Here is a 19,662-nt window from a genome sequence, read left to right on the forward strand (position 1 = left end):
CGGGTCACTCGGCGTCGCTGCCGGCGGCGGCGCCGCTGGCCGGCGCGCCGTCGCGCAGCGACGGGATGGCGTGGCCCATCCGGAGGCGCTTCGCCTCGAGGTAGGGCGCCGAGAAGGGGTTCGCCGGGACGACGGCCGGCGAGCGCGACGAGATGCGCACGCCGAGGTCGCGGAGCCCCTCCACCTTGTCGGGGTTGTTCGTGAGGAGCCGGATCGACTCGATGCCGAGGTGATCGATCATCGCGGCCGCGGGCTCGTAGCCGCGGGCGTCGTCGGGCAGCCCGAGGATGCGGTTCGCGTCGACCGTGTCGTGGCCGAACGCCTGCAGCTGGTAAGCGCGGATCTTGTTGGCGAGCCCGATGCCCCGCCCCTCCTGCCGCAGGTAGAGCACGACGCCGAGCCCGCGGCGGCCGATCTCGGCCTGGGCCGCCTCGAGCTGCTCGCGGCAGTCGCACTTCAGCGAGCCGAACACCTCGCTGGTGAGGCACTCGGAGTGCACGCGCAGCGTGACGTCCGACTTGCCGCGCACGTCGCCCATGATCAGCGCGACGTGGTCGGGCGATAGCCCCTGCTCGGGGTTCGTCGCTCCCCCCCAGTGGAACACGAGCATCTGAAAAACACCGTGCTTCGTCGGCACGGGCGCCTGCGCGCGAATATCGAGCTGAGGCCGGATCGCCGTCGTCGGGACGTACATCTCGCTCTCCTGGTGAAGGAGTCCTGGGTCTCGTGTCAAGCAAGGAGCGATGCGTCGAGTTTGCCCGCTTACCCTGCCCATGTCCGGCCACCCCTGAAGGTGGCGTCCATCAAGTAGCGTAAGCACCGGACAGGAACAAGGTAACCTGTCCAAGATGTTGCTCCGCGGACATGGCGGGAGCAGATCCGCGGGCTCAGCGGCGCGCCGGCGCGGCGGTGCGCAGGTGCGGGAGCGGGTGCCGACCTAGGCGACGTCCCGCGCGAGCTGCGCGGCGAAGAGGCGCGCCACCGCCGAGAGGTCGAAGGGCCAGGCGTAGCGGAGCGTGACGGACGGGTGCTCGGCGCGGAGCCGCGCGAGGGCCTCGGGGATCTCCACCTCGGCGTGCACGCCGCCGGGGGTCAGCATCGACGGGACCACCCGAACCTCGGTCGCGCCCCGCTGGACCGCGGTCGCGACGGCCTCGGCCAGGGTCGGGGCGCAGAACTCGTTGTAGGCGACGAGGAGCTCGGCGCCGTCGAGCATCGGGGCGAGCTCGGCGGCGAGGCGCTCGAGGCCGGCGCGGTAGGGGTCGTTCTCCGGCGTGCGCGGCCAGGCGCGGACCTTCGCCTCGAGCTCGCGCTCCTCGGGGCTCGGCGCCCCGCCCCCGCCCGCCGCGCGGCGGCCCTCCAGCGCCTTGAGGCGCGTCACGAGCTCGCGCGGGCAATCCGCCGCCGGCGCCCCGTGCCCGACCAGGATGACCGCCCTCTTCATTCGATCGCTCCTCCCTCGAGGCGCCGCGGCGCCCCGCGCTCCTCAGAACCACTCCGGCCGCATCCTCGCGTACGAGTCCTCGCCCGACCGGCAGAGCGCCGCGAGCGCCGGGGCCCGCGGCAGCTCCGTCGAGAACCAGTACTGCGCCGCGCACAGCTTGCCCTCGTAGAAGCCGGCGGGCGACGCGCCCCGGGCCAGCCCCTCCCGGGCGGCCGCGGCCATCGCGAGCCACTGCCACGCGACCACCAGGATCGAGACGAGCTCGAGGTAGTCCGCGCTGTGGCGCAGCATCCGCTCGACGTCGCCGCGCAACCCCGCCTCGGCGAGGTGCATCGTCAGCTCCCCGAGCAGCGACATCGACGCGCCGAGCCGCTCGCACCACGCGGGCTCGACGCCGGCCCGCCGCGCCCGGCCGATCGCCAGCTCGACCTCGCCGCCGAGCGCCATCAGCGCCGCGCCGCCCCCGGCCACGACCTTGCGGCCGAGGAGGTCGAGGCCCTGGATGCCCGTCGTCCCCTCGTGGATCGAGTTGAGCTTCTGGTCCCGGAGCCACGCCTCCGGGAGGTACTCGCTCGAGTAGCCGTAGCCGCCGTGGACCTGGAGCGCGAGGGCGTTCGACTCGAAGCCCTTCTCGGCGGGGAAGGTCTTGGTGATCGGGGTGAGCAGGTCGAGGAGCCGCTGCGCGCGCTCGCGCTCCGCCGGGTCCGCGGCGTGCGCGGCGAGGTCGGCGTACCGCGCCGTCGTGGAGACCAGCGCGAGGCTGCCCTCCACGATGGCCTTCTGCCGGAGCAGCATCCGGCGCACGTCGGCGTGCTCGACGATCGGCACCTGCGGCGTCCTCGGATCCTTCGAGCCGAGCGGCCGGCCCTGCGGCCGGGCGAGCGCGTAGCCGAGCGCCTCGTGGTAGGCGGCCGAGGCGGTCGCGGCGGCGTTGACGCCCACCATGATCCGGGCCTCGTTCATCATCTGGAACATGTAGGAGATGCCCTGGTGCGGGTTGCCCACGAGGTAGCCGTGGCAGTCCCCGCGCTCGCCGAAGCTCATCGCGAGGCTCGGGAGCCCGCGCCAGCCGATCTTGTGGATCACGCCGGCGACCTCCACGTCGTTCGGGACGAGCCGCCCGCCCTCGGGACGCCGCTTGGGCACGGCGAACAGGCTCACCCCCTTGATGCCCGGCGGCGCGCCGTCGATGCGCGCCAGCACGAGGTGGACGATGTTCTCGGCGAGGTCGTGATCGCCGCCCGAGATGAAGATCTTGGACCCGCGGACGAGGTAGTGCCCCGCCTCGGTCCGCTCCGCGCGCGCCTGCACGTCGGCGAGGCTCGAGCCCGCCTGCGGCTCGGTGAGCGCCATCGTCCCGGTCCACTCGCCGGCGTACAGCCGGGTCATGAAGGTGGATTTCAGGGCCTCGTCGCCGAACGTCTGGATCAGGTGCGCCGCCGCGGTCGTCAGCCCGAGGTAGCCGCACGCGCTCAGGTTGGCCGCCATCAGGTACGCGCCGGCGAGCATCGCGACCACGAGCGGCAGCTGCTGACCCCCGACGTCGGCCGGCCGCGCCGCGGTGAGCACGCCGAGCTCGATCATCGGCCGGAGGACCTGCTTGAGGGCGGGGTGCACCGCGACGGCGCCCCCCTCGAAGCGCGGCGGCGACGCGTCGACCGGCCGGTAGGTCGGGAACAGCACCTCCCGCGCGAACCGGCGACAGCTCTGGAGGTAGAGGTCGAAGGTCTCGCGCGTGTGATCGGCGAAATAGGGGAGCTCGCAGAGGCGGGGCACGTCGAGCACCTCGTAGAGGAGGAACTCGACGTCGCGGTCGTTGAGGAGCGGGTTCTGAGGAGCGGTCATTGTGTCGTTTGCCGGGCTTGGCGCACGCTAGGCGCGCACGCAGCGGGATGTCGAGGGGCTTCTCGCGGCGATAGGGCCGGCGAGCGTGGGCGAACGCGCGCGCGGATCACGACGGCGCGGCGCGCAACGCCGTCGGCATCGCGGCGGCGGGTGTCGTCGGCCGGGGAGGAACCCGTCGTCAGCCGACGTGGCGCTCCTCGTCATCCAAGGTGAAGCACGGTAGCCCGCCGCATCGGGACGGCCTGTCTCTACTTCGCCGGGAACGCGGCTGTCCTGATGGCCGTGCTCCCGCGCAGGGGACACCGGCGCCAGCTGTGCGCCACCGGAGGACGGACAGCTTTTCGCCGCGGATCCGCTGACTCACAACGCCGGCGGGAGCAGGCGGGTCTCGCTGAAATTTGCGCGCCGTCGTTCTGTGAGAGGGCACACACAAAACGCTCCGGGGAGAGCAACCCCCGCCTCTCTCCACTACCAACGTATGCCAGAGACGGGGGCTTGCGGCAAGCCCCGGGTCGTGCCGTACGGTCGCCGGCCGCAAGCCAGAGATGGCATGCACAGGAGGATCGAAATGCACGACGAATCCGGACGCGGTGTCGCCATGACAAAGCACGCGGTTGTGATCGCCGGAGGAGGTCCGACAGGGCTGATGTTGGCGGGCGAGCTGGCGTTGGCGAGGGTCGACGTCGCCATCGTCGAGCGGCGTGAGAGCCAAGACCTCGAGGGCTTGCGCGCAGGCGGGCTGTACATACGCACGATCGAGGTGCTCGATCAGCGAGGAATCGCCGATCGCTTCATTTCGCAAGGGCAGGTGTTTCGGAGCGCGCCCTTCGCGCGGGGCACTCTCGACATCAGCGACATCCCGGCTCGCCACAACTACTATCTCGGGCTCTGGCAGTACCGCACCGAGCGCATCCTGGCCGACTGGGTCTCCGAGCTGGGGGTGCCGATCTATCGCCGAAGTGAGGTCACGGGTTTCGCGCAGGACGACACCGGCGTCGATGTCGAGCTGTCCGACGGCCGCTCGTTGCGAGCGAAGTATCTCGTCGGGTGCGACGGCGGTCGCAGCCTGATCCGCAAGAAAGCAGGCATCGACTTCCCAGGGTGGGATCCGTCGACCAGCTACTTGATCGCCGAGGTCGAGATGGCCGAAGAGCCCGAGTGGGGCGTCCGCCGTGGTGAAAAAGGCATCAATGCGATAGGCAAGCTCGAGGACGGCAAGAGCGTGCGCATGGTGTTGAATGAACCGCCCCTCGCCCAGGGCGACAAGCCGACCCTACGCAACGTCCGCGAGGCGCTCATCGCTGTCTACGGGAGGGATTATGGTCTTCGCAGCGCCACCTATATCTCCCGGTTTACCGATATGGCTCGGCAGGCGGCGTCCTACCGAAACAACCGCGTGCTCTTGGCGGGCGACGCGGCGCACGTGCATTCCCCGATGGGCGGACAGGGGCTCAACATCGGTGTGCAGGACGCGGTAAATCTGGGATGGAAGCTCGCCCAGGTGGTCCACGGGACATCGCCGGAGAGCCTCCTGGACACGTACCATGCCGAGCGGCACCCAGTCGGTGCCCGCGTGCTGCGTAACACCATGGCGCTCACCGCGCTCGATCGCGGCGACGATCGCATCGAGGCCTTGCGCGGGATGATGTCCGAGCTGATGCAGAGGGACGCGCCTCGCCAGCAATACGTCGCGATGATGTCTGGTGTGGACATCAACTACGATCTCGGCGAGGGACACCCGTTGCTCGGGCGTCGCATGCCCGATCTCGACGTGGTCACCACGGACAGCCCGCAGCGCGTGTTCGCCCTGCTGCACGATGCCCGACCGGTGTTCCTAAACCTCGGCGAGCCCGGCGCCTTCGACATCACGCCGTGGGCGGATCGGGTCCGGCGAGTCGACGCGCGATACGCCGGCGCGTGGGAGCTCCCGGTGCTGGGCGCGGTCGCTGCTCCCACCGCGGTCTTGATTCGCCCTGACGGCTACGTCGCGTGGGTCGGAGAAGGCACGGACCAGGGCCTTGGTGACGCCCTTACCACCTGGTTCGGACCGCCCACGGCGCCGACCGGCAGTTGACATAACGTACATATAATAAAGTACGATCCACCGTTCCGCCTACAAAACCAACAGAGCCAACGAGTTCACTCGGCTGTTCAATATTGCCTACACCACGCTGGCAGAGGCCGCAGACCGTCGCGTCAGCGCGACCGAATTCAGCGGCGAGGACACTCGAACGACCCGTGCAGGATTGCAGCATGGCTGTTCGAGCACCGGGCGCGCGGGGGATCGCGAAGGGCTCGAGCGATTGTGCTGGCACGGCGCGCGCCGGCCGTTCAGCTTGGAGCGCCTCTCGATCCTGGCCGATGGCCGCGTGGGACACCTCCTCCGCAAGCCGAGGCGCAACGGCGCGACGCATCTGGTGATGACGCCGGTCCACGATTGCCCTACCCTCGATTGGCCTACCCTCTCTTGCAGGCGCGTCGTAAACATAGGATACTGGTTCTATGAGCTGGATTTATCCGTTCCCTAAAGCGCGCCTCGTCTGCGCGAACCGCACCGCCATCGATGACCCCGGTCCGAGTCCCGATACCGCAGGGATGCGGAGCATCTGCGCAACGCCGGCGATGGCCCTGCTTGCGCTGCTGCTTACGGTCGCCGGGTGCAGCAGCACCGAGACGGGCGGCATGGAAGGAACCGCGGGAGCAGCGCCGGGCGATGCCGGTACGCATGACGCCGCGTCGGGCTCGGGTGGCGGCGGGGGCTCGGGTGGCGGCGGGGGCTCGGGTGGCGGCGGGGGCTCGGGTGGCGGCGGGGGCTCGGGTGGCGGCGGTGGTGCCGTAGAGGCAGGCGGCGGCGGCGCCGCTCCAGATCTGGCAAGCTATGCGAGCGGGTTGGACAAGCTGTTTATCGATGCCCCGTGCGACCCGTCGACGCCCTTGCCGCTGGCGTCCATGGCGACGTGCAATCATCCGCCCAACACCCAGCACATCGAGAAGCAGGTGACCTTCGGCGGCGATCCGAACACGACGTACTCGGTCAAGCTGCGGGTGCGCGGGATCTGGGAGCCGACGGACATCGAGGGGGGGGAGATGCCCGTGAAGCCGTTCATGATCGGCGGTAGCATTGGCCCCAACGATTCCATCAATTACCAGCAATATTCGATCGAGGTGAGCGAGCCGCGCCAGACGTACTGGCTGAACAATTATCAGTACCGCGCTCACGACATTCACAAGGAGGACTACGAGGCGACGATCCAGGTCAACGGCGGCGCCACCGTCAAGGTGGTGATGAACGACGGCAACGAACGCCAGATCGCCAATTGGACCAAGGACTATTTCGAGGGGCTGCCACCGTACGACACGGCGCCGACCACCGGCCAGATGCTGCACCTGGACGTGGTGTCGGTGAGCGAGTAGAGCGTGTCGGCAAACCTGCTGCGCGCCCCGGATCGTCGCTCGCCCTCCCGCTAGACGGCCTCTCCCGGCGGCAACGCTGGTCGAGCCGGCCGAGGGCAACGAGCGCCGCCTGGACCACGGCGAGTCCGTTCGGCCCGTTGCCGTGCGCCACCGCCGAGAGCACGGCGAGCTCCGTCTCCGCCTCCGCATCGGCTGGATCGGTGATCGCTGGCCGCGATCGACGTCGAGGTGTCCGTCCCGCAGCTGCGGTGCTTCCTCGCGGTCGTGGACGCCGGCTCCGTCGCCGAGGCCGGGCGCAGGCTCGGGATGTCCGCCGCGAGCGTCTCGAAGGCGATCACGCGGCTCGAGGACGGCGCCGGCGTGAGGCTCCTCCGTCGCTCGACGCACGCGATCTCCCTCACCGACGCCGGCGAGGCGCTGCTCGAGCCCGCGCGCGAGGCCGTGCGCGCGGCCGAGGCCTCCGCCGAGACGGCCGCGCACGCGTCCGGCGCCTGACCCCCGGCCGGCTGACGAAGCTGATCGCGTTCCTGAACACGCACGCCCCGGACCTCTCCGACCTGCTCTGAGCCCACGCCCGGACTCTGGCAGGCGGCGGCGGCGCGCTGTAGACGCGGGCGAGGAAGGCCAGTCTTGCCCTGGCGGAAACGTCAGCCCCCGTAGAGGAACGCGGCGACGAGCCCCGAGAGCACGACGACGCTCGCGAGTCCCGGGACGCCGGCCCGGGCTCGGCGCCCGTGATATGTCACGGCGGCAGCGTGACAGGCCACGTGACAAGTCACGGCGGCAGCGTGACAGGCCCCCTGACATGTCACGGCGGCAGCGTGACAGATCCCGTGACATGTCACGGTGACGGCGCCCCCATGGGCGCGGCGCCCTCGCCGGCCGCGTGGCGCGCGAAAGCGGAGCCTTTCCGCGGACCTGCGCTCCGCGCCAGGCGCGCCTTCCGCGCCCCGCCGTGCCCTCCACCTCCGGGACCACCGCCGGGCGCTCGACACGGCCGGCGCTCTGTGAGCGAGAATACGCGATTGGCCTGCCACGTGCATTGTCTGTCGGGCACAGCAGCATCGCTATGCGCCGGGGGATGGCCGCGCATGCGCTCGCTGCTGCGTCGCAGTCGTTCCACGACGCTGTATCCGCGGCTCGCCGTCGCTTTGATGGCAGCCATGACCACTGGAGGAGATCCGTTCATGAAGCTCACGAAGGCTCAGCTGGATGCCTACAATCAAGACGGGTTCGTGATCATCCCGAACGTGCTGTCCGACGCCGAGCTCGGGCGCATCCGGGCCGATACCCGCGTCGCGCTCGCCGAGGAGTCGCCGCGCCGCGTCCTCGAGCGGGACGGGCAGACCGTGCGCGGTGTTCACGGCCAGCACAAGACGTTCGAGAGCTTCGCCAGGCTGGTCCGTCACCCTCGTCTCATCGAGCCGTGCCGCCAGATCCTGGCAGATGAGGTGTTCGTCTATCAGTTCAAGATCAACCTCAAGGCGGCGTTCGCCGGCGAGCTCTGGCCCTGGCACCAGGACTTCATCTTCTGGCGTGAAGAGGACGGCTTGCCCGAGCCCCGGCTGGTCAACGTCGCTGTCATGGTCGACGACAACACGGAGTCGAACGGCCCGCTCATGTTCCTCGCCGGCTCGCACCGCGAGGGCGTCATCGAGGTGCGCCCGTCCGCGAGCCAAGGCGGGGCCTACGCGGGCGAACCGGCGTGGATCCACAACCTGACCGCGGACCTCAAGTACGTGCTGAGCCGCGAGCAGGTGCGCTACCTCGCGGCTCGCTACCCCGTACGGACCGCGCTGGGATCCGCCGGCTCCGTGCTTCTGTTCCACCCGAACCTCGTGCATGGGTCGAGCAACAACATCACGCCGATCGACCGGTGCCTCATCCTGGTCACGTACAACAGCGTCCTCAATCGAGCGCACCCGGTCGCGACGCCGCGGCCCGAGTTCCTCGCGAGCCGTGACTACACCCCTGTCATCGCCGGCCCCGAGAGCATCCTCACGGAGTGATCACCTCCCCCACGAGCGGATCGGCTGACCAGGAGACATTTCCGACCGGCGCACGCGGCGCCGCGCCTTCGTAGGGAATTTGCACATGCACACCGACACCTTCCATCACGTCGAGCAGCACTCGAACATCGTACGGCCCGAGCCCTGGGCTGCCTCTCCGGAGGCCAGCCGGCGGCGCGCGGATGAGCTGATCCAGTGGGTGCGCGATTACGCCGAGCGGCGGATCAACTCCCGCCTGATCGACGAGCGGCGCTGCATCCCGCCGCACGTGATCTTGGACCTCGGCAACCGCGGCTTGCTCGGCATGCAGGTGCCCGAGCGCTATGGCGGGCTCGGCCTCCGCTGCGGCGACGCCCTCCGCGTCCTCGAGCAGCTCTCGGCGATCGATCTCACGCTCGCGATCGTCGTTCTGGACAGCATCCTCGGCGCGCACACCCTCGGCCACCACGCGACCGAGGCCGTGCGCGGCGAGTTCCTCCCGCTCGTCGCGCGCGGCCGAGTCTTCGCCGCGGTGGCGATGACCGAGCCCAGGGCGGGGTCCAACCTCCGCGCCATCGAGACCAAGGCGGTCCCGGATGGTAGGGGCGCGTGGCGCCTCCACGGCAGCAAGCTCTGGGTCGGCGCGGGCTCCGCCGCCAGCGTCATCCACGTGTATGCCCAGCTCCTCGACGAGCGCGGCCGCTCTCGTGGGCTGACGGGCTTCATCGTCCGCCAGGACGCGGACGGGCTCCATATCGGGCCAGAGGCGCTCACCCTGGGGCTGCGCGGGTTCACCAAGAACACGGTGGTGCTCGACGGCGTCCGCGTGACCACGGCCGACATGCTCGGCGCGCCGGGCGGCGGGATGGAGGGAGCCCGGGACACGATGATGCTCATCCGCTTCTATCTGGGCGGGATGGCGGTCGGCGGGATGAAGCGCTGCGCGCAGCTCATGCTCCGCTACGCGGAGCGGCGGCAGATCCTGACAGGCAACCTCCTCGACAACCCCGTGACGCTCGCCCGCATGAGCGAGCTCGCAGCCCGGATCACCTCGGTGGAGGCGCTGGCCACGCGGATCGCCGAGCTGCGCGACGCGGGACGGAGCGTCCCCGCCGAGGCGTACATGGCCTGCAAGAACGCCGGCGCCGAGTCCCTGGGCTGGGCCGTCGATCAGCTCGTCCAGCTCCTCGGGGCGCGCGGCTACGAGGAGAGCAACCTCGTGCCGCAGATGTACCGCGACGCGCGCCCATGGCGCATCTTCGAGGGCCCGACCGAGGCCTTGAACATGGTGCTCGGCTCGAGCGCGCTGCACGCGGACCGGAGCCTGTACCGCTTCCTCGCCGAGACGTGCGCGTCGCCGGCGATCGCCCGCCGCCTCGAGGAAGCAGCGGCACGGGTGCAGGCCCGCGCGGGGAATGCCGCGACGCCCTTCGACGACCGGTCGACCGCCCTCTACTGGGGCAGCGCGCTCCTCGGGGATGCCGCGACCGACGCGCTCCTCCTCGCCGCGGTCGAGAGCAGCCGCGGAGATGCGTCGTCCCTGCGCGCGGCCGCCGCGTGGCTCGGGGGACGCTTCGACGCGGCGCTCGCGGCGGCGTGCGATGGATCCCGGGAGGAGGCCGCCCTCATGAGCCGCGACGCGCTCGCGCTCCGCATCTCCCGCTACGCCGCCGCGGTCGGCGACGTCGAGCAGGGGCTGCCGGGCACCAGCGACGCGCTCGATCCCTACCTGCGCCGCAGGTTCGAGGAGGATCTTGCCTACTGGACGCCGCCTTCGCGCGCGCGTCGCGCGGAGGCGCCACGGATCGCGCTCGCCACGCCCGCAGCGGATCTCTGGCCAGGCGGCGCGCGCCCGGCGCGCACCGGCGAGAACGGCGCTGCCCACCCCCGCGGCGCCTCCGACGACGCGGCCTGCGTCCACGACCTGTTCGCGCGCGCGGCGGAGAGAGCTCCGGGCGCGATCGCGGTCGTCTCCGGCGCCCGTTCCATCACCTACGCCGAGCTCGACGCCCGCAGCAACCAGCTCGCGCACCACCTGGCCGCGCTCGGCGTCGGCCGCGAGGCGCTCGTCGGCATCTGCCTGGAGCGCTCGATCGAGCAGATCATCGCGATGCTGGCCGTGCTGAAGGCGGGAGGCGCGTACGTCCCCATCGACCCCGCCGAGCCGGAGCCTCGCCGCGCCTACATCCTCAAGGACGCGGGCGTGGTGACGGTCCTCACGTCGGAAGCGCTCGCCTGCCGGGTGGCGTCGCAAGCGGCGCACGTCGTGCGCCTCGACGCCGACCGCGCCGCCATCGAGGCTCGTCCCACCGCCGCGCCGGCCGCCGTCGCGGGCCTCGGCCAGGCCGCGTACGTCATCTACACGTCGGGATCCACCGGCCAACCGAAGGGCGTCGTCGTGGAGCATGCCGCGCTGTCGCGCTTCACGCGCTCGGCATGCGTCGAGTACGGCATCGGCCCGGGCGATCGGGTCCTCCAGTTCGCCGCGATCAGCTTCGACGCTGCCGTCGAGGAGATCTACACCAGCCTGACCTCCGGCGGCACGCTCGTGCTGCGCAGCGAGGCGATGATCGGCTCGGCGCCCGCGCTCGTCGCGGCTTGCGCGGAGCTCGGGTTGACCGTCCTCGACCTGCCGACCGGCTACTGGCACCAGCTCACGGCCGAGCTCACCGCGTCCGGCCTGAAGCTGCCGCCCTGCGTCCGCCTCGTGATCATCGGCGGCGAGCGCGCGTCGCTCGCGCGGGTCCTCGCGTGGAAGGCGCATTGCGGGCCGTCCCCGCGCCTCGTGAACACCTACGGGCCCACCGAGGCCACGGTCGTCGCGATCGCCTGCGACCTCTCCGCCGTCGACGACCTCGGCGCCGAGGTCCCGATCGGGCGCCCGATGCCGCACGTCGAGGCGCACGTGCTCGGCCCGGCGGGCGAGCCCGTCCCCGGAGGGGTCGCAGGGGAGCTCTACCTCGGCGGGGCCGGCCTCGCGCGCGGCTATCACGGCCGGCCAGAGCTCACGGCGGAGCGCTTCATCACGAGCCCCTTCGATCCGTCAGGGCACGCGCGCCTCTACCGGACAGGAGACCTCGTGCGCTGGCGCGCCGATGGACACCTCGAGTTCGTCGGACGCGCCGACCATCAGGTCAAGATCCGCGGCTTCCGCGTCGAGCCGGAGGAGATCGAGGCCATCCTGGCCGAGAGCCCGCTCGTGGGCGACGCCGCGGTGGTCGCCCCGGAGCACGCCGACGGCTCGCGCCGCCTCGTCGCCTTCGTCGTACCCCGGGCGCCCTCGTCGAACCTTCCGCAGGAGCTGCGCGGCTTCCTCGCGTCGCGGCTGCCCGCCTACATGATCCCTTCGGCCTTCCACGCGATGGACTGCCTCCCTCGCACGGTGAGCCGCAAGCTCGATCGCCAGGCGTTGCTCTCGCGGGCGTCGCTGCCCGCGGAGCTCGCGCCCGCAGGGGACACGGGCATCGATCCGGCGGATCTCCCGCGCACCGCCACCGAGCGCGCCCTGGCCGCCGTCTGGAAGGAGATCCTCGGCGCGGAGGTCGGCGTTCACGACAACTTCCTCGATCTCGGCGGCAACTCGCTGCTCGCGATCCAGACCGCCGCGCGGATCAGGAGCGCGCTCGGCGTCGAGCTCTCGGTGGACGCGCTCTTCAGCGCGCCGAGCATCGCCGAGCTCGCCGAGCACATCGACGCAAAGCACGCCCTCCGGGAGGGAGACGCCGGCGGCCAGCTCGCGGCGCGCCCGGCGGACGACGCCACCGCGCTCACGGCGCCGCAGCACGAGCTCCCGCTCTCTCCCGGCCAGGAGCAGATCTGGTTCCTGCACCGCCTCCACGCCGGAGAGCCGCTCTACAACGAGCCTTGCGCGATCCGCATGCGCGGCCCCGTCGATGAGGGCGTCCTCGAGCGGTGCTTGGTCGAGCTCATCCGCCGTCACGAGATCCTGCGCACGGCGTTCGTCGAGAGGGAGGGTCGGCCGGTGCGGCTCGTTCGCACCCCTTCCTTTTCCTTGCGCGTCGTCGATCTGCGGGCGGTCCCTCCGGCGGACCGCGCGCCTCAGGCGCAGCGCCTCGCCGAAGAGCAAGCCCGGCTCTCCTTCGACCTCGGGGCACCTCCCCTCCTCAGAGCGACCTTGGTGCGCCTCGCCGACGACGAACAGGAGCTCCACCTCGTCCTTCACCATCTCATCGTCGATGGCATCTCCCTGTACCGCGTCCTGCTCGCGGAGCTCGAGGTGGCCTATGACGCCCTCTCCCGCGGCGCGGCGGCGCCGCCGTGGCCCGAGCTCCCGGCCCAGTACGCGGACTTCGTCGCCTACCAGCGGGCCGAGGCCGAGCGGGCCGCGAAGGTCGAGCTCCCGTTTTGGATCGAGCGGCTCCGCGGCTTGCCCGAGATCGAGCTCCCGCTCGACCGGCCCCGCCCGAGCGCTCCGCGCTGCAGCGGAGAGCGCGCGTGCATGGCGCTCTCGCGCGACCTCACCGAGGCCCTGAGGCGCCTCGGTCGCAGGGAGGGGGGCACGCTCTTCATGACCGTGGCCGCCGCCATCTACGTTCTCCTCCATCGCTACACCGGCCAGCGCGATCTCGCGCTCGGCACGGTCATCGCGCAGCGCGGCCGGCCGGAGCTCGAGCGCGTGATGGGTTATTGCGACAACACCCTCGTCCTCCGCGCCGACCTCTCCGGCGATCCCACGGTCGGCGAGCTCCTGCGGCGGGTCCGCGGCCTCAGCCTCGAGGCCCTCCAGCATCAAGCGCTCCCGTTCGAGGCTCTCGTCGCGGCGCTCCATCCACGGCGCCACGCCGGCCGGAATCCCCTCTTCCAGGTGGCGTTCATCTCCCAGCCGCCGCTCGCGGCGGGCCCGCTCGGGTGGACGCTCGACCGCCTCGGCGTCCACACGGGCACCGCGAAGTTCGACCTCATGATCGAGATCGACGAGCGCGCGGAGGGGATCCTCGGTCGGATCGAGTACCGCAGCGATCTGCTCGCGGCAGAGACCGTGCGGCGGATGGCCGGCCACCTGGAGGTGCTGCTCGCCGCGATGGCCGAGGACCCCGCGAGGCGGATCTCCGAGCTGCCCATGCTCACCCCCGCGGAGCGCCGGCAGCTCCTCGACGACTGGAACGCGACGGCGATCGAGCGCCCCTCCTGCTCCATCGTGGCGCCCTTCGAGGCGCAGGTGCGCCGGACCCCGGACGCCGCCGCCGTCGTCTTCGGAGCGGAGGAGCTCACCTATGACGCCTTGAACCGCCGCGCCAACCAGCTCGCGCGTCGCCTGCGCCGGCTCGGGGTCCGCCGCGATACCGGCGTCGCCCTGCTCCTGGACCGGACGCCGGAGCTGATCGTCGGCGTGCTCGGGATCCTCAAGGCCGGCGCGGCCTATGTCCCGCTCGATCTCAGCTACCCCGCGGAGCGACTGCGCTTCATGTGCGCCGACGCCGGCGTCCGCGTGCTCGTCACCCGCGCGGGGCTCCTCCACCTGTTGCCGGACCACGGCGCCGAGGCGCTGTGCATGGACGCCGCCCAGGACCTCCTCTCGGCCGAGCCCGATCACGACCTGGACGACGAGGCCTCACCGGATCAGCTTGCCTATGTCCTCTACACCTCGGGCTCCACGGGGACGCCCAAGGGCGTCGCGATGCCGCAGGGGCCCCTCGTCAACCTCCTCGCCTGGCAGCTCCGCCAGACCGCGCTCGGTCCGGGCGACCGCACCCTGCAGTTTGCGCCGATCAGCTTCGACGCTTCCTTCCTCGAGCTGTTCGCCACCTTCTGGACGGGCGGCACCCTGGTCCTCCTCTCGGAGCCGGCGCGCCGAGATCCGCTCGCGCTGCTCGGGGTCATCGCGGATCACCGCGTCGCCCGCATGTTCCTCCCCTTCGTGGCCTTGCAGCAGATGGCGGTGGCCGTCGACCGCGGCGCCCCGGCCCCGGAGAGCCTGCGCGAGCTCTATGTCGCGGGCGAGCAGCTCCGGATCACGCCCGCGGTGCGCCGCTTCTTCGAGAAGCTCCCCCATTGCGTGCTGCAGAACCAGTATGGTCCTTCGGAGACGCACGTCGTGACCGCGCTCACGCTCTCTGGCCCGGCCAGCGCATGGCCGGAGTTGCCGTCGATCGGCCGACCGATCGACAACACCCAGATCTACCTCCTCGACCCTGCGGGGCACCCCGTCCCGATCGGCGTCCCCGGCGAGCTCTACGTGGGCGGCGCCGCCCTCGCGCGCGGCTACCTCGATCGGCCAGAGCTCACGGCGGAGCGGTTCCTCGTCGATCCCTTCTCCGCCGCTCCCGACGCTCGCCTCTACCGCACCGGCGACCTTGCGCGGTATCTCCCCGACGGCAACATCGCGTTTCTCGGCCGCACGGACGCGCAGGTCAAGATCCGCGGCTTTCGTGTCGAGCTCGACGAGGTCGAGGCCGTCCTGGCCCGCCATCCTGACGTCGAGGCCGCGGCCGTCGCCGCCAGGGACGACGCGACCGGCGGCAAGCGGCTGGTCGGTTACGTCGTCCCGCGGGACGGCTGCGATGTCGGTGATCTGCGCGAGTTCATGAGGGCCACCGTCCCTGATTACATGGTCCCTGCGGTGATCGTCCCTTTGAGCTCGCTTCCGCTGACGCCGAGCGGGAAGGCCGATCGGCGCGCGCTCCCGGAGCCCGAGGCGCTCGCGGCCCCGGCCGGCCGCGCATGGGTCGCACCTCGCGATGAGATCGAGCTCCGCCTCGCGCGCATCTGGTCCGAGGTCCTCCGCGTCAATCCCGTCGGTGCGACCGACGATTTCTTCGACCTCGGGGGCCACTCGCTCCTTGCCACGCTGTTGACGGCGCGCATCGAGCAGGAGTTCGGGCAGGCCTTCCCGCTCGCCGCCCTGTTCGGAGGCTCGACGGTCGAGCGCGTGGCGAGCGCCCTGCGCGCGCCCGCGCGTGCGCGCCCCTGGACGCCCCTCGTCCCCATCCAGCCGAACGGCGGGCGCCCGCCCTTCTTCTGCGTCGCCGGCTCCGGCGGCAACGTCGTCTACTTCCACGCGCTCGCGCGGCACCTCGGCGCGGATCAGCCCTTCTACGGCCTCCAGTACCCCGGCATTGACGGGCAGTCGCCGCCGCTCGCCACCATCGAGGCGCTCGCCGCTCATCACCTCGCCGCGATCCGCGCGTTCAGGCCTCATGGCCCTTATGCTCTCGGTGGCCACTCCGTCGGTGGCGCCGTCGCCTTCGAGATGGCCCGGCAGCTCGAGCGCGAAGGCGAGCAGGTCGCCCTGCTCGCGATCCTCGATGTCCCGGCGCCCGTCGCCGAGAGCGACTGGATCGGCTTCCGGTGGGACCATGCCCGCTGGCTCACGGCCATCCTCGCGCTCTTCGAGCCGATGTCCTCGGAGGCGCTGCGCTCGCTCGACGAGGAGCTCCGGGCGAGGAGCCCGGAGGCGCAGCTCGAGCTCCTGGCGCGCCGGCTCGGGGCTGCAGGCGTCCTGCCCACGGACGCGGGACCCGATCGCGCGCGCGGCATCGCGGAGGTCATGAAGGCGAGCGACCTCGCGTACGGCCGCTACGATCCAGCCCACGCGATGGTGGACCGCATCGTGCTCCTGCGAGCCTCCGAGCCGAGCCGCTTCGACCCTCTCGTGGACCTTGGCCTCTTCGCGCGCGCGGCGGACGACCCGGCCTGGGGCTGGGGCAAGCACGCCCGCGCCGGCGTCGAGCTCCGCTGGGTGCCCGGCGATCACATGACGATGTTCGCCGAGCCCCATGCGCGCGCCGTCGCCCAGGTGCTCGCGCACAGCCTCGAGGCCGCGGCCTCGACGGCGGGCCGTCCGGCTTGAGGCTCCGACACGTCGAGCGCGCGATCGATGCGCTCGTTGCGGCTCTCGGCGGGTGAGCGGCGCCTCCGCGCCGCGAAGGCCGTCCTCGGGCTCACCGCAACCCCGAGTTGCAGCAACGAGAGCAAGCAAGGCTGAAGCTCACGCCCGCCGAGCCGCCGCTCCACCGAGCGACTTGTCCGTCCGTACCGCGACAGGCGACCCAGGCGGGGCTCGCCGACGCGCTGACCACGTGGTTCGGACCGCCTGCCGCGGCGTAGCGCACCGGCTTCGGCGCAGCTCCGTAGAATTCGCTGCGGCGGGGATCAACGGACGATCACGCGCACCGGAGAGCCGGGCAGACCCTGCAGCCCCACCGGCACCGGCTTCTTGGACACGAGCTCGAAGCTGTAGCGCCGCAGCAGCGTGCCCAGGATCAGCTTCATCTCGTACAGCGCAAAGGCGGCCCCGATGCAGCGCCGATTCCCGCCGCCAAACGGCAGGAACTCGAAGGGGGAATAGGTTCGCTCCAGGAATCGCTCGGGACGAAACACCTCCGGCTCCGGAAATACCGCGGGATCGTGGTGGGCCCAGATGATTTGCGCGAACACGCCTGATCCGGCCGGCAACTCGTAGCCCGCGATCTTCATCGGCGTATTCAGCTTGCGTCCCACCCCCGGGCTGGGCGGGCGCAGGCGCAGCGTCTCGTTACACACCGCCTCCAGATACGGCGCTTTGGCCAGCGCCTCGGGCTCCGGATCCGGGCCCAGCGCCGTCAGCTCGTCCTGAAGCCGGCGCAACACGGCGGGCGCGTGTCCGAGAAAAAAGAGCACCCAGGTGAGCGCGGCCGCGGTCGTGCTGTGCCCCGCGAAGAGCAGCGTGTGCATCTGCTCGAAGATCTGCTGGTCGTCGAGCGCCGTCCCGTCTTCCTGGCGGGCTTCCAGGAGCAGGCTCAGGATGTCGGTGCGCTCGGCGGGCTCGGCGCGGCGGCGGGCGATCTCCTGATCGAGGAAGCTGCGCAGGCTCTGGGTCGCGCGCTGCCTGCGCGCCCACGGGCCGAAGCCCCCGAACTCCCGGCGCAGCCAGGGGATCAAGAGGGTGATGTTCAGGCCGAAGGAGAAGCTCTTGCGCAGCTCCTCGAGCAGCTTCTCGAGGCGCTCCGCTTCCGCCGGTGCGGTGACCCCGAACACGAGGTGGATGATCGTCTGCAGCGAGATCGTGTGCATGAAGTCCTGCGCCACGAGCTGCAGGCCCGGCTTGAAGTCCCGGGAGTGCTGCAGGGTCAGGTCGCATATCTGCTTCCCATACAGTCGCATGCGCTGCCCGTGAAACGGCGGCATGAGCAGCTTGCGCATGGCCGTGTGCCGCGCGCCCGAGAGCGCGAACAGCGACGATTCTCCCATCGCCGCGGTGAAGCTCTCGCCCAGCATCTGGTCGAGGTTTTCCGGCGGCACCGCGAACACGGAGCGCAGCCCCTCCACGCTGCCGGTGGCCAGCACCGGTTTGCCGTTCATCTTCGGGCACGACATCGGATCGCCGTAGCGCTTCCGCATGCGCAGCGTGAAGCCGATTGGGTCGAGGATCCCCTGAATGTTCACCAGGATGTTGCTGGTGGGGCCTTTGGGCAACGTGGTCATGGCGCGCGCTCCTTCGATTGCAGTGCTTCCGCTGCTCGATGCAGGTGACATGCTAGCACGTCCGCCTGCAGCGCCGTCATCTTGCTCACATCTCCCTCGGACGAGCAGGATCGCATGCGGCAGACGATGTCGACGCGCTCCGGTCCCGAGGCTGGAGGGGGTAAATTTTCTTGACTTCCACAAACGCGTTTGGTCTTCCTGCCCGCTCGCGCCCTCGGCCACAGGCGGGCTGGCCGAAACACAAGCCCCTTCTACCGCCCAGCCGCTGGTCGTCGGGGCGCCTCGGGTCGTCGGCGCTGCGCGACCGAGCGCGTTTGCCCCGGACCTGTGGCGCAGGCAGCGCCGCGGGCGCGCGGGGTCCCCAGGGCTCGACCTCTCGCCGGCGCCGCGCGAGGCCTCCCTCGAGCCACGACAGCGCTACTGTTCCGCGCCGATCGAGTAGAGGAAGTCGTAGAAGTCGTCCACCTTGTCCGCCGGGACCACGTCGACGCCGAGGTCGAACCAGGTGCCACCGGCGAGCTGCGGCGCGAGCATCCGCTGGGTCGCGCCGAGGCCGATGGCCTTGATGCCGTAGACGATATAGGGCGCCAGATACCCGGTGTAGTACTGCCGCTGGACGTGCGTGGCCTTGATGCGACCCTGGCGCATGTAGTCGACGGTCTGCGGCTCGAAATCGAAGGCGACGATGGGGAGGTCCGGCGGCAGGCCCGCGGCGTCTGCGGCCATCGCGCACCGATACGAGACGCTGAACACGCCGATCAGGCCCACGACGGGCAGGTCCGCGGCATCGATCGCGGCCTCCAGCGCTTCGACGTCTGGAGCTTCGTGAAGATAGTCGATCGGTTGTACCAGGACGTCGTACCCCGCGTCCTCAAGCACCTTCTGGGCAGCCTGAGTTCGCGTGACGCCGTCAACCCAGGTCGGCTCGACAGTGCCGTGGAGTATCACCGTACCCGGCGGGCGGGGCAGCATCGGGAGCAGGGTCTCCCCGGCCGTGGTCCCGGCAGACGAGTTGTCGATCCCGACGTAGATCGAGCGCTTCGAGCGCGCCAGGTCGGTCTCGAGCGTCACCACGGGGATCCCCTCCGCGACGGCATCGTCGATAGCGTTCATATTGACTTCGCCGAAGGGCGTAATGGCAATTCCCTCGGTGCCCTCCGTCACCGCCTGTTCTATCTGTCGAGTCTGGTCCGCCATGGCTTCGGTCGAAGCACGGTTGGTCCCGAGCACGTTCCCCGTGACCCTCCCCGCGGCCCCGAGCTCACCCATGGCTCGGTTCGCGCCCGTGGCGATCGGAGCAAAGAAGCCGCCAAGCTGCTTCAGCAACACCGTCAGCTGCGTCGGCCGGAACGAGGTCTTGTTGATCTCGGCGACGAGCCTGTCGACCGTCTCCTCGATCTCCTCCGGAGTGAACTCACTCCGGGGAACCGGCGCCCGTTCGATGGGTGTGGATTCCGGCCCCGCGTCGGCATCGTTCGCGCCGCAGGCCGCCGTCATCAGCGTGAGCCCGAAGGCCGCCGCCCAGCATCGTCCATTCGTCGTCATGAG

10 protein-coding genes are annotated in these 19,662 nt (G+C 70.8%); 5 read left to right on the forward strand and 5 right to left on the reverse strand.

The genetic code is table 11. From position 1 onward, the window contains the following. Positions 1–4 precede the first annotated feature (4 nt). The 3 genes from ribA to WME83_RS33050 all read right to left on the reverse strand — a co-directional run bounded on the left by ribA (position 5) and on the right by WME83_RS33050 (position 3,289). Positions 5–694: a GTP cyclohydrolase II gene (gene ribA / locus WME83_RS33040; protein WP_437313688.1), complete on the reverse strand. Its 690-nt coding sequence runs from the start codon at positions 692–694 to the stop codon at positions 5–7. Positions 695–937: 243 nt separating this feature from the next. After that, positions 938–1,444 carry a sirohydrochlorin chelatase gene (locus WME83_RS33045; protein WP_437313689.1) on the reverse strand — a complete coding sequence of 169 codons (507 nt, stop codon included), beginning with the start codon at positions 1,442–1,444 and terminating at the stop codon, positions 938–940. Between the two features lie 42 nt (positions 1,445–1,486). After that, positions 1,487–3,289 (reverse strand): acyl-CoA dehydrogenase, encoded by a 1,803-nt coding sequence (locus WME83_RS33050; RefSeq protein ID WP_437313690.1) that lies wholly within the window; start codon positions 3,287–3,289, stop codon positions 1,487–1,489. A 568-nt stretch (positions 3,290–3,857) separates the two neighbouring features. Between WME83_RS33050 and WME83_RS33055 the strand changes: the two genes are divergently transcribed. The 5 genes from WME83_RS33055 (at position 3,858) to WME83_RS33075 (ending at position 16,501) form a co-directional block, all read left to right on the forward strand. Beyond that, entirely contained in the window at positions 3,858–5,363 is a 1,506-nt protein-coding gene (locus WME83_RS33055; RefSeq protein WP_437313691.1) for an FAD-dependent monooxygenase, read from the forward strand. Between the two features lie 428 nt (positions 5,364–5,791). Further along, positions 5,792–6,703 (forward strand): hypothetical protein, encoded by a 912-nt coding sequence (locus tag WME83_RS33060; RefSeq protein ID WP_437313692.1) that lies wholly within the window; start codon positions 5,792–5,794, stop codon positions 6,701–6,703. A 228-nt stretch (positions 6,704–6,931) separates the two neighbouring features. Then, positions 6,932–7,198, forward strand: a complete 267-nt coding sequence (locus WME83_RS33065; protein ID WP_437313693.1) for a LysR family transcriptional regulator — start codon at positions 6,932–6,934, stop codon at positions 7,196–7,198. Between the two features lie 668 nt (positions 7,199–7,866). Further along, the gene (locus WME83_RS33070; protein WP_437313694.1) at positions 7,867–8,712 is read left to right on the forward strand and encodes a phytanoyl-CoA dioxygenase family protein; all 846 of its coding nucleotides are present in this window, start codon (positions 7,867–7,869) and stop codon (positions 8,710–8,712) included. Positions 8,713–8,797: 85 nt separating this feature from the next. Next, on the forward strand, positions 8,798–16,501 hold the full coding sequence (locus tag WME83_RS33075) for an amino acid adenylation domain-containing protein (RefSeq protein ID WP_437313695.1): 7,704 nt from the start codon (positions 8,798–8,800) through the stop codon (positions 16,499–16,501). Positions 16,502–16,803: 302 nt separating this feature from the next. Here the strand turns inward: WME83_RS33075 and WME83_RS33080 are convergent, their stop codons facing one another. Continuing rightward, positions 16,804–18,114, reverse strand: a complete 1,311-nt coding sequence (locus WME83_RS33080) for a cytochrome P450 (RefSeq protein ID WP_437313696.1) — start codon at positions 18,112–18,114, stop codon at positions 16,804–16,806. Between the two features lie 417 nt (positions 18,115–18,531). Then, entirely contained in the window at positions 18,532–19,659 is a 1,128-nt protein-coding gene (locus tag WME83_RS33085) for a substrate-binding domain-containing protein (RefSeq protein WP_437313697.1), read from the reverse strand. Positions 19,660–19,662 lie beyond the last annotated feature (3 nt).

The organism is Sorangium sp. So ce385 (assembly GCF_051474135.1).
Lineage (GTDB): Bacteria > Myxococcota_A > Polyangia > Polyangiales > Polyangiaceae > Sorangium > Sorangium cellulosum_D.

Excerpts from the sequence above, each read along its gene's own strand:
- ribA (WP_437313688.1), bottom strand. The coding sequence starts at position 694 with ATGTACGTCCCGACGACGGCGATCCGGCCTCAGCTCGATATTCGCGCG.
- WME83_RS33045 (WP_437313689.1), bottom strand. The coding sequence starts at position 1,444 with ATGAAGAGGGCGGTCATCCTGGTCGGGCACGGGGCGCCGGCGGCGGAT.
- WME83_RS33050 (WP_437313690.1), bottom strand. The coding sequence starts at position 3,289 with ATGACCGCTCCTCAGAACCCGCTCCTCAACGACCGCGACGTCGAGTTC.
- WME83_RS33055 (WP_437313691.1), top strand. The coding sequence starts at position 3,858 with ATGCACGACGAATCCGGACGCGGTGTCGCCATGACAAAGCACGCGGTT.
- WME83_RS33060 (WP_437313692.1), top strand. The coding sequence starts at position 5,792 with ATGAGCTGGATTTATCCGTTCCCTAAAGCGCGCCTCGTCTGCGCGAAC.
- WME83_RS33070 (WP_437313694.1), top strand. The coding sequence starts at position 7,867 with ATGACCACTGGAGGAGATCCGTTCATGAAGCTCACGAAGGCTCAGCTG.
- WME83_RS33075 (WP_437313695.1), top strand. The coding sequence starts at position 8,798 with ATGCACACCGACACCTTCCATCACGTCGAGCAGCACTCGAACATCGTA.
- WME83_RS33080 (WP_437313696.1), bottom strand. The coding sequence starts at position 18,114 with ATGACCACGTTGCCCAAAGGCCCCACCAGCAACATCCTGGTGAACATT.
- WME83_RS33085 (WP_437313697.1), bottom strand. The coding sequence starts at position 19,659 with ATGACGACGAATGGACGATGCTGGGCGGCGGCCTTCGGGCTCACGCTG.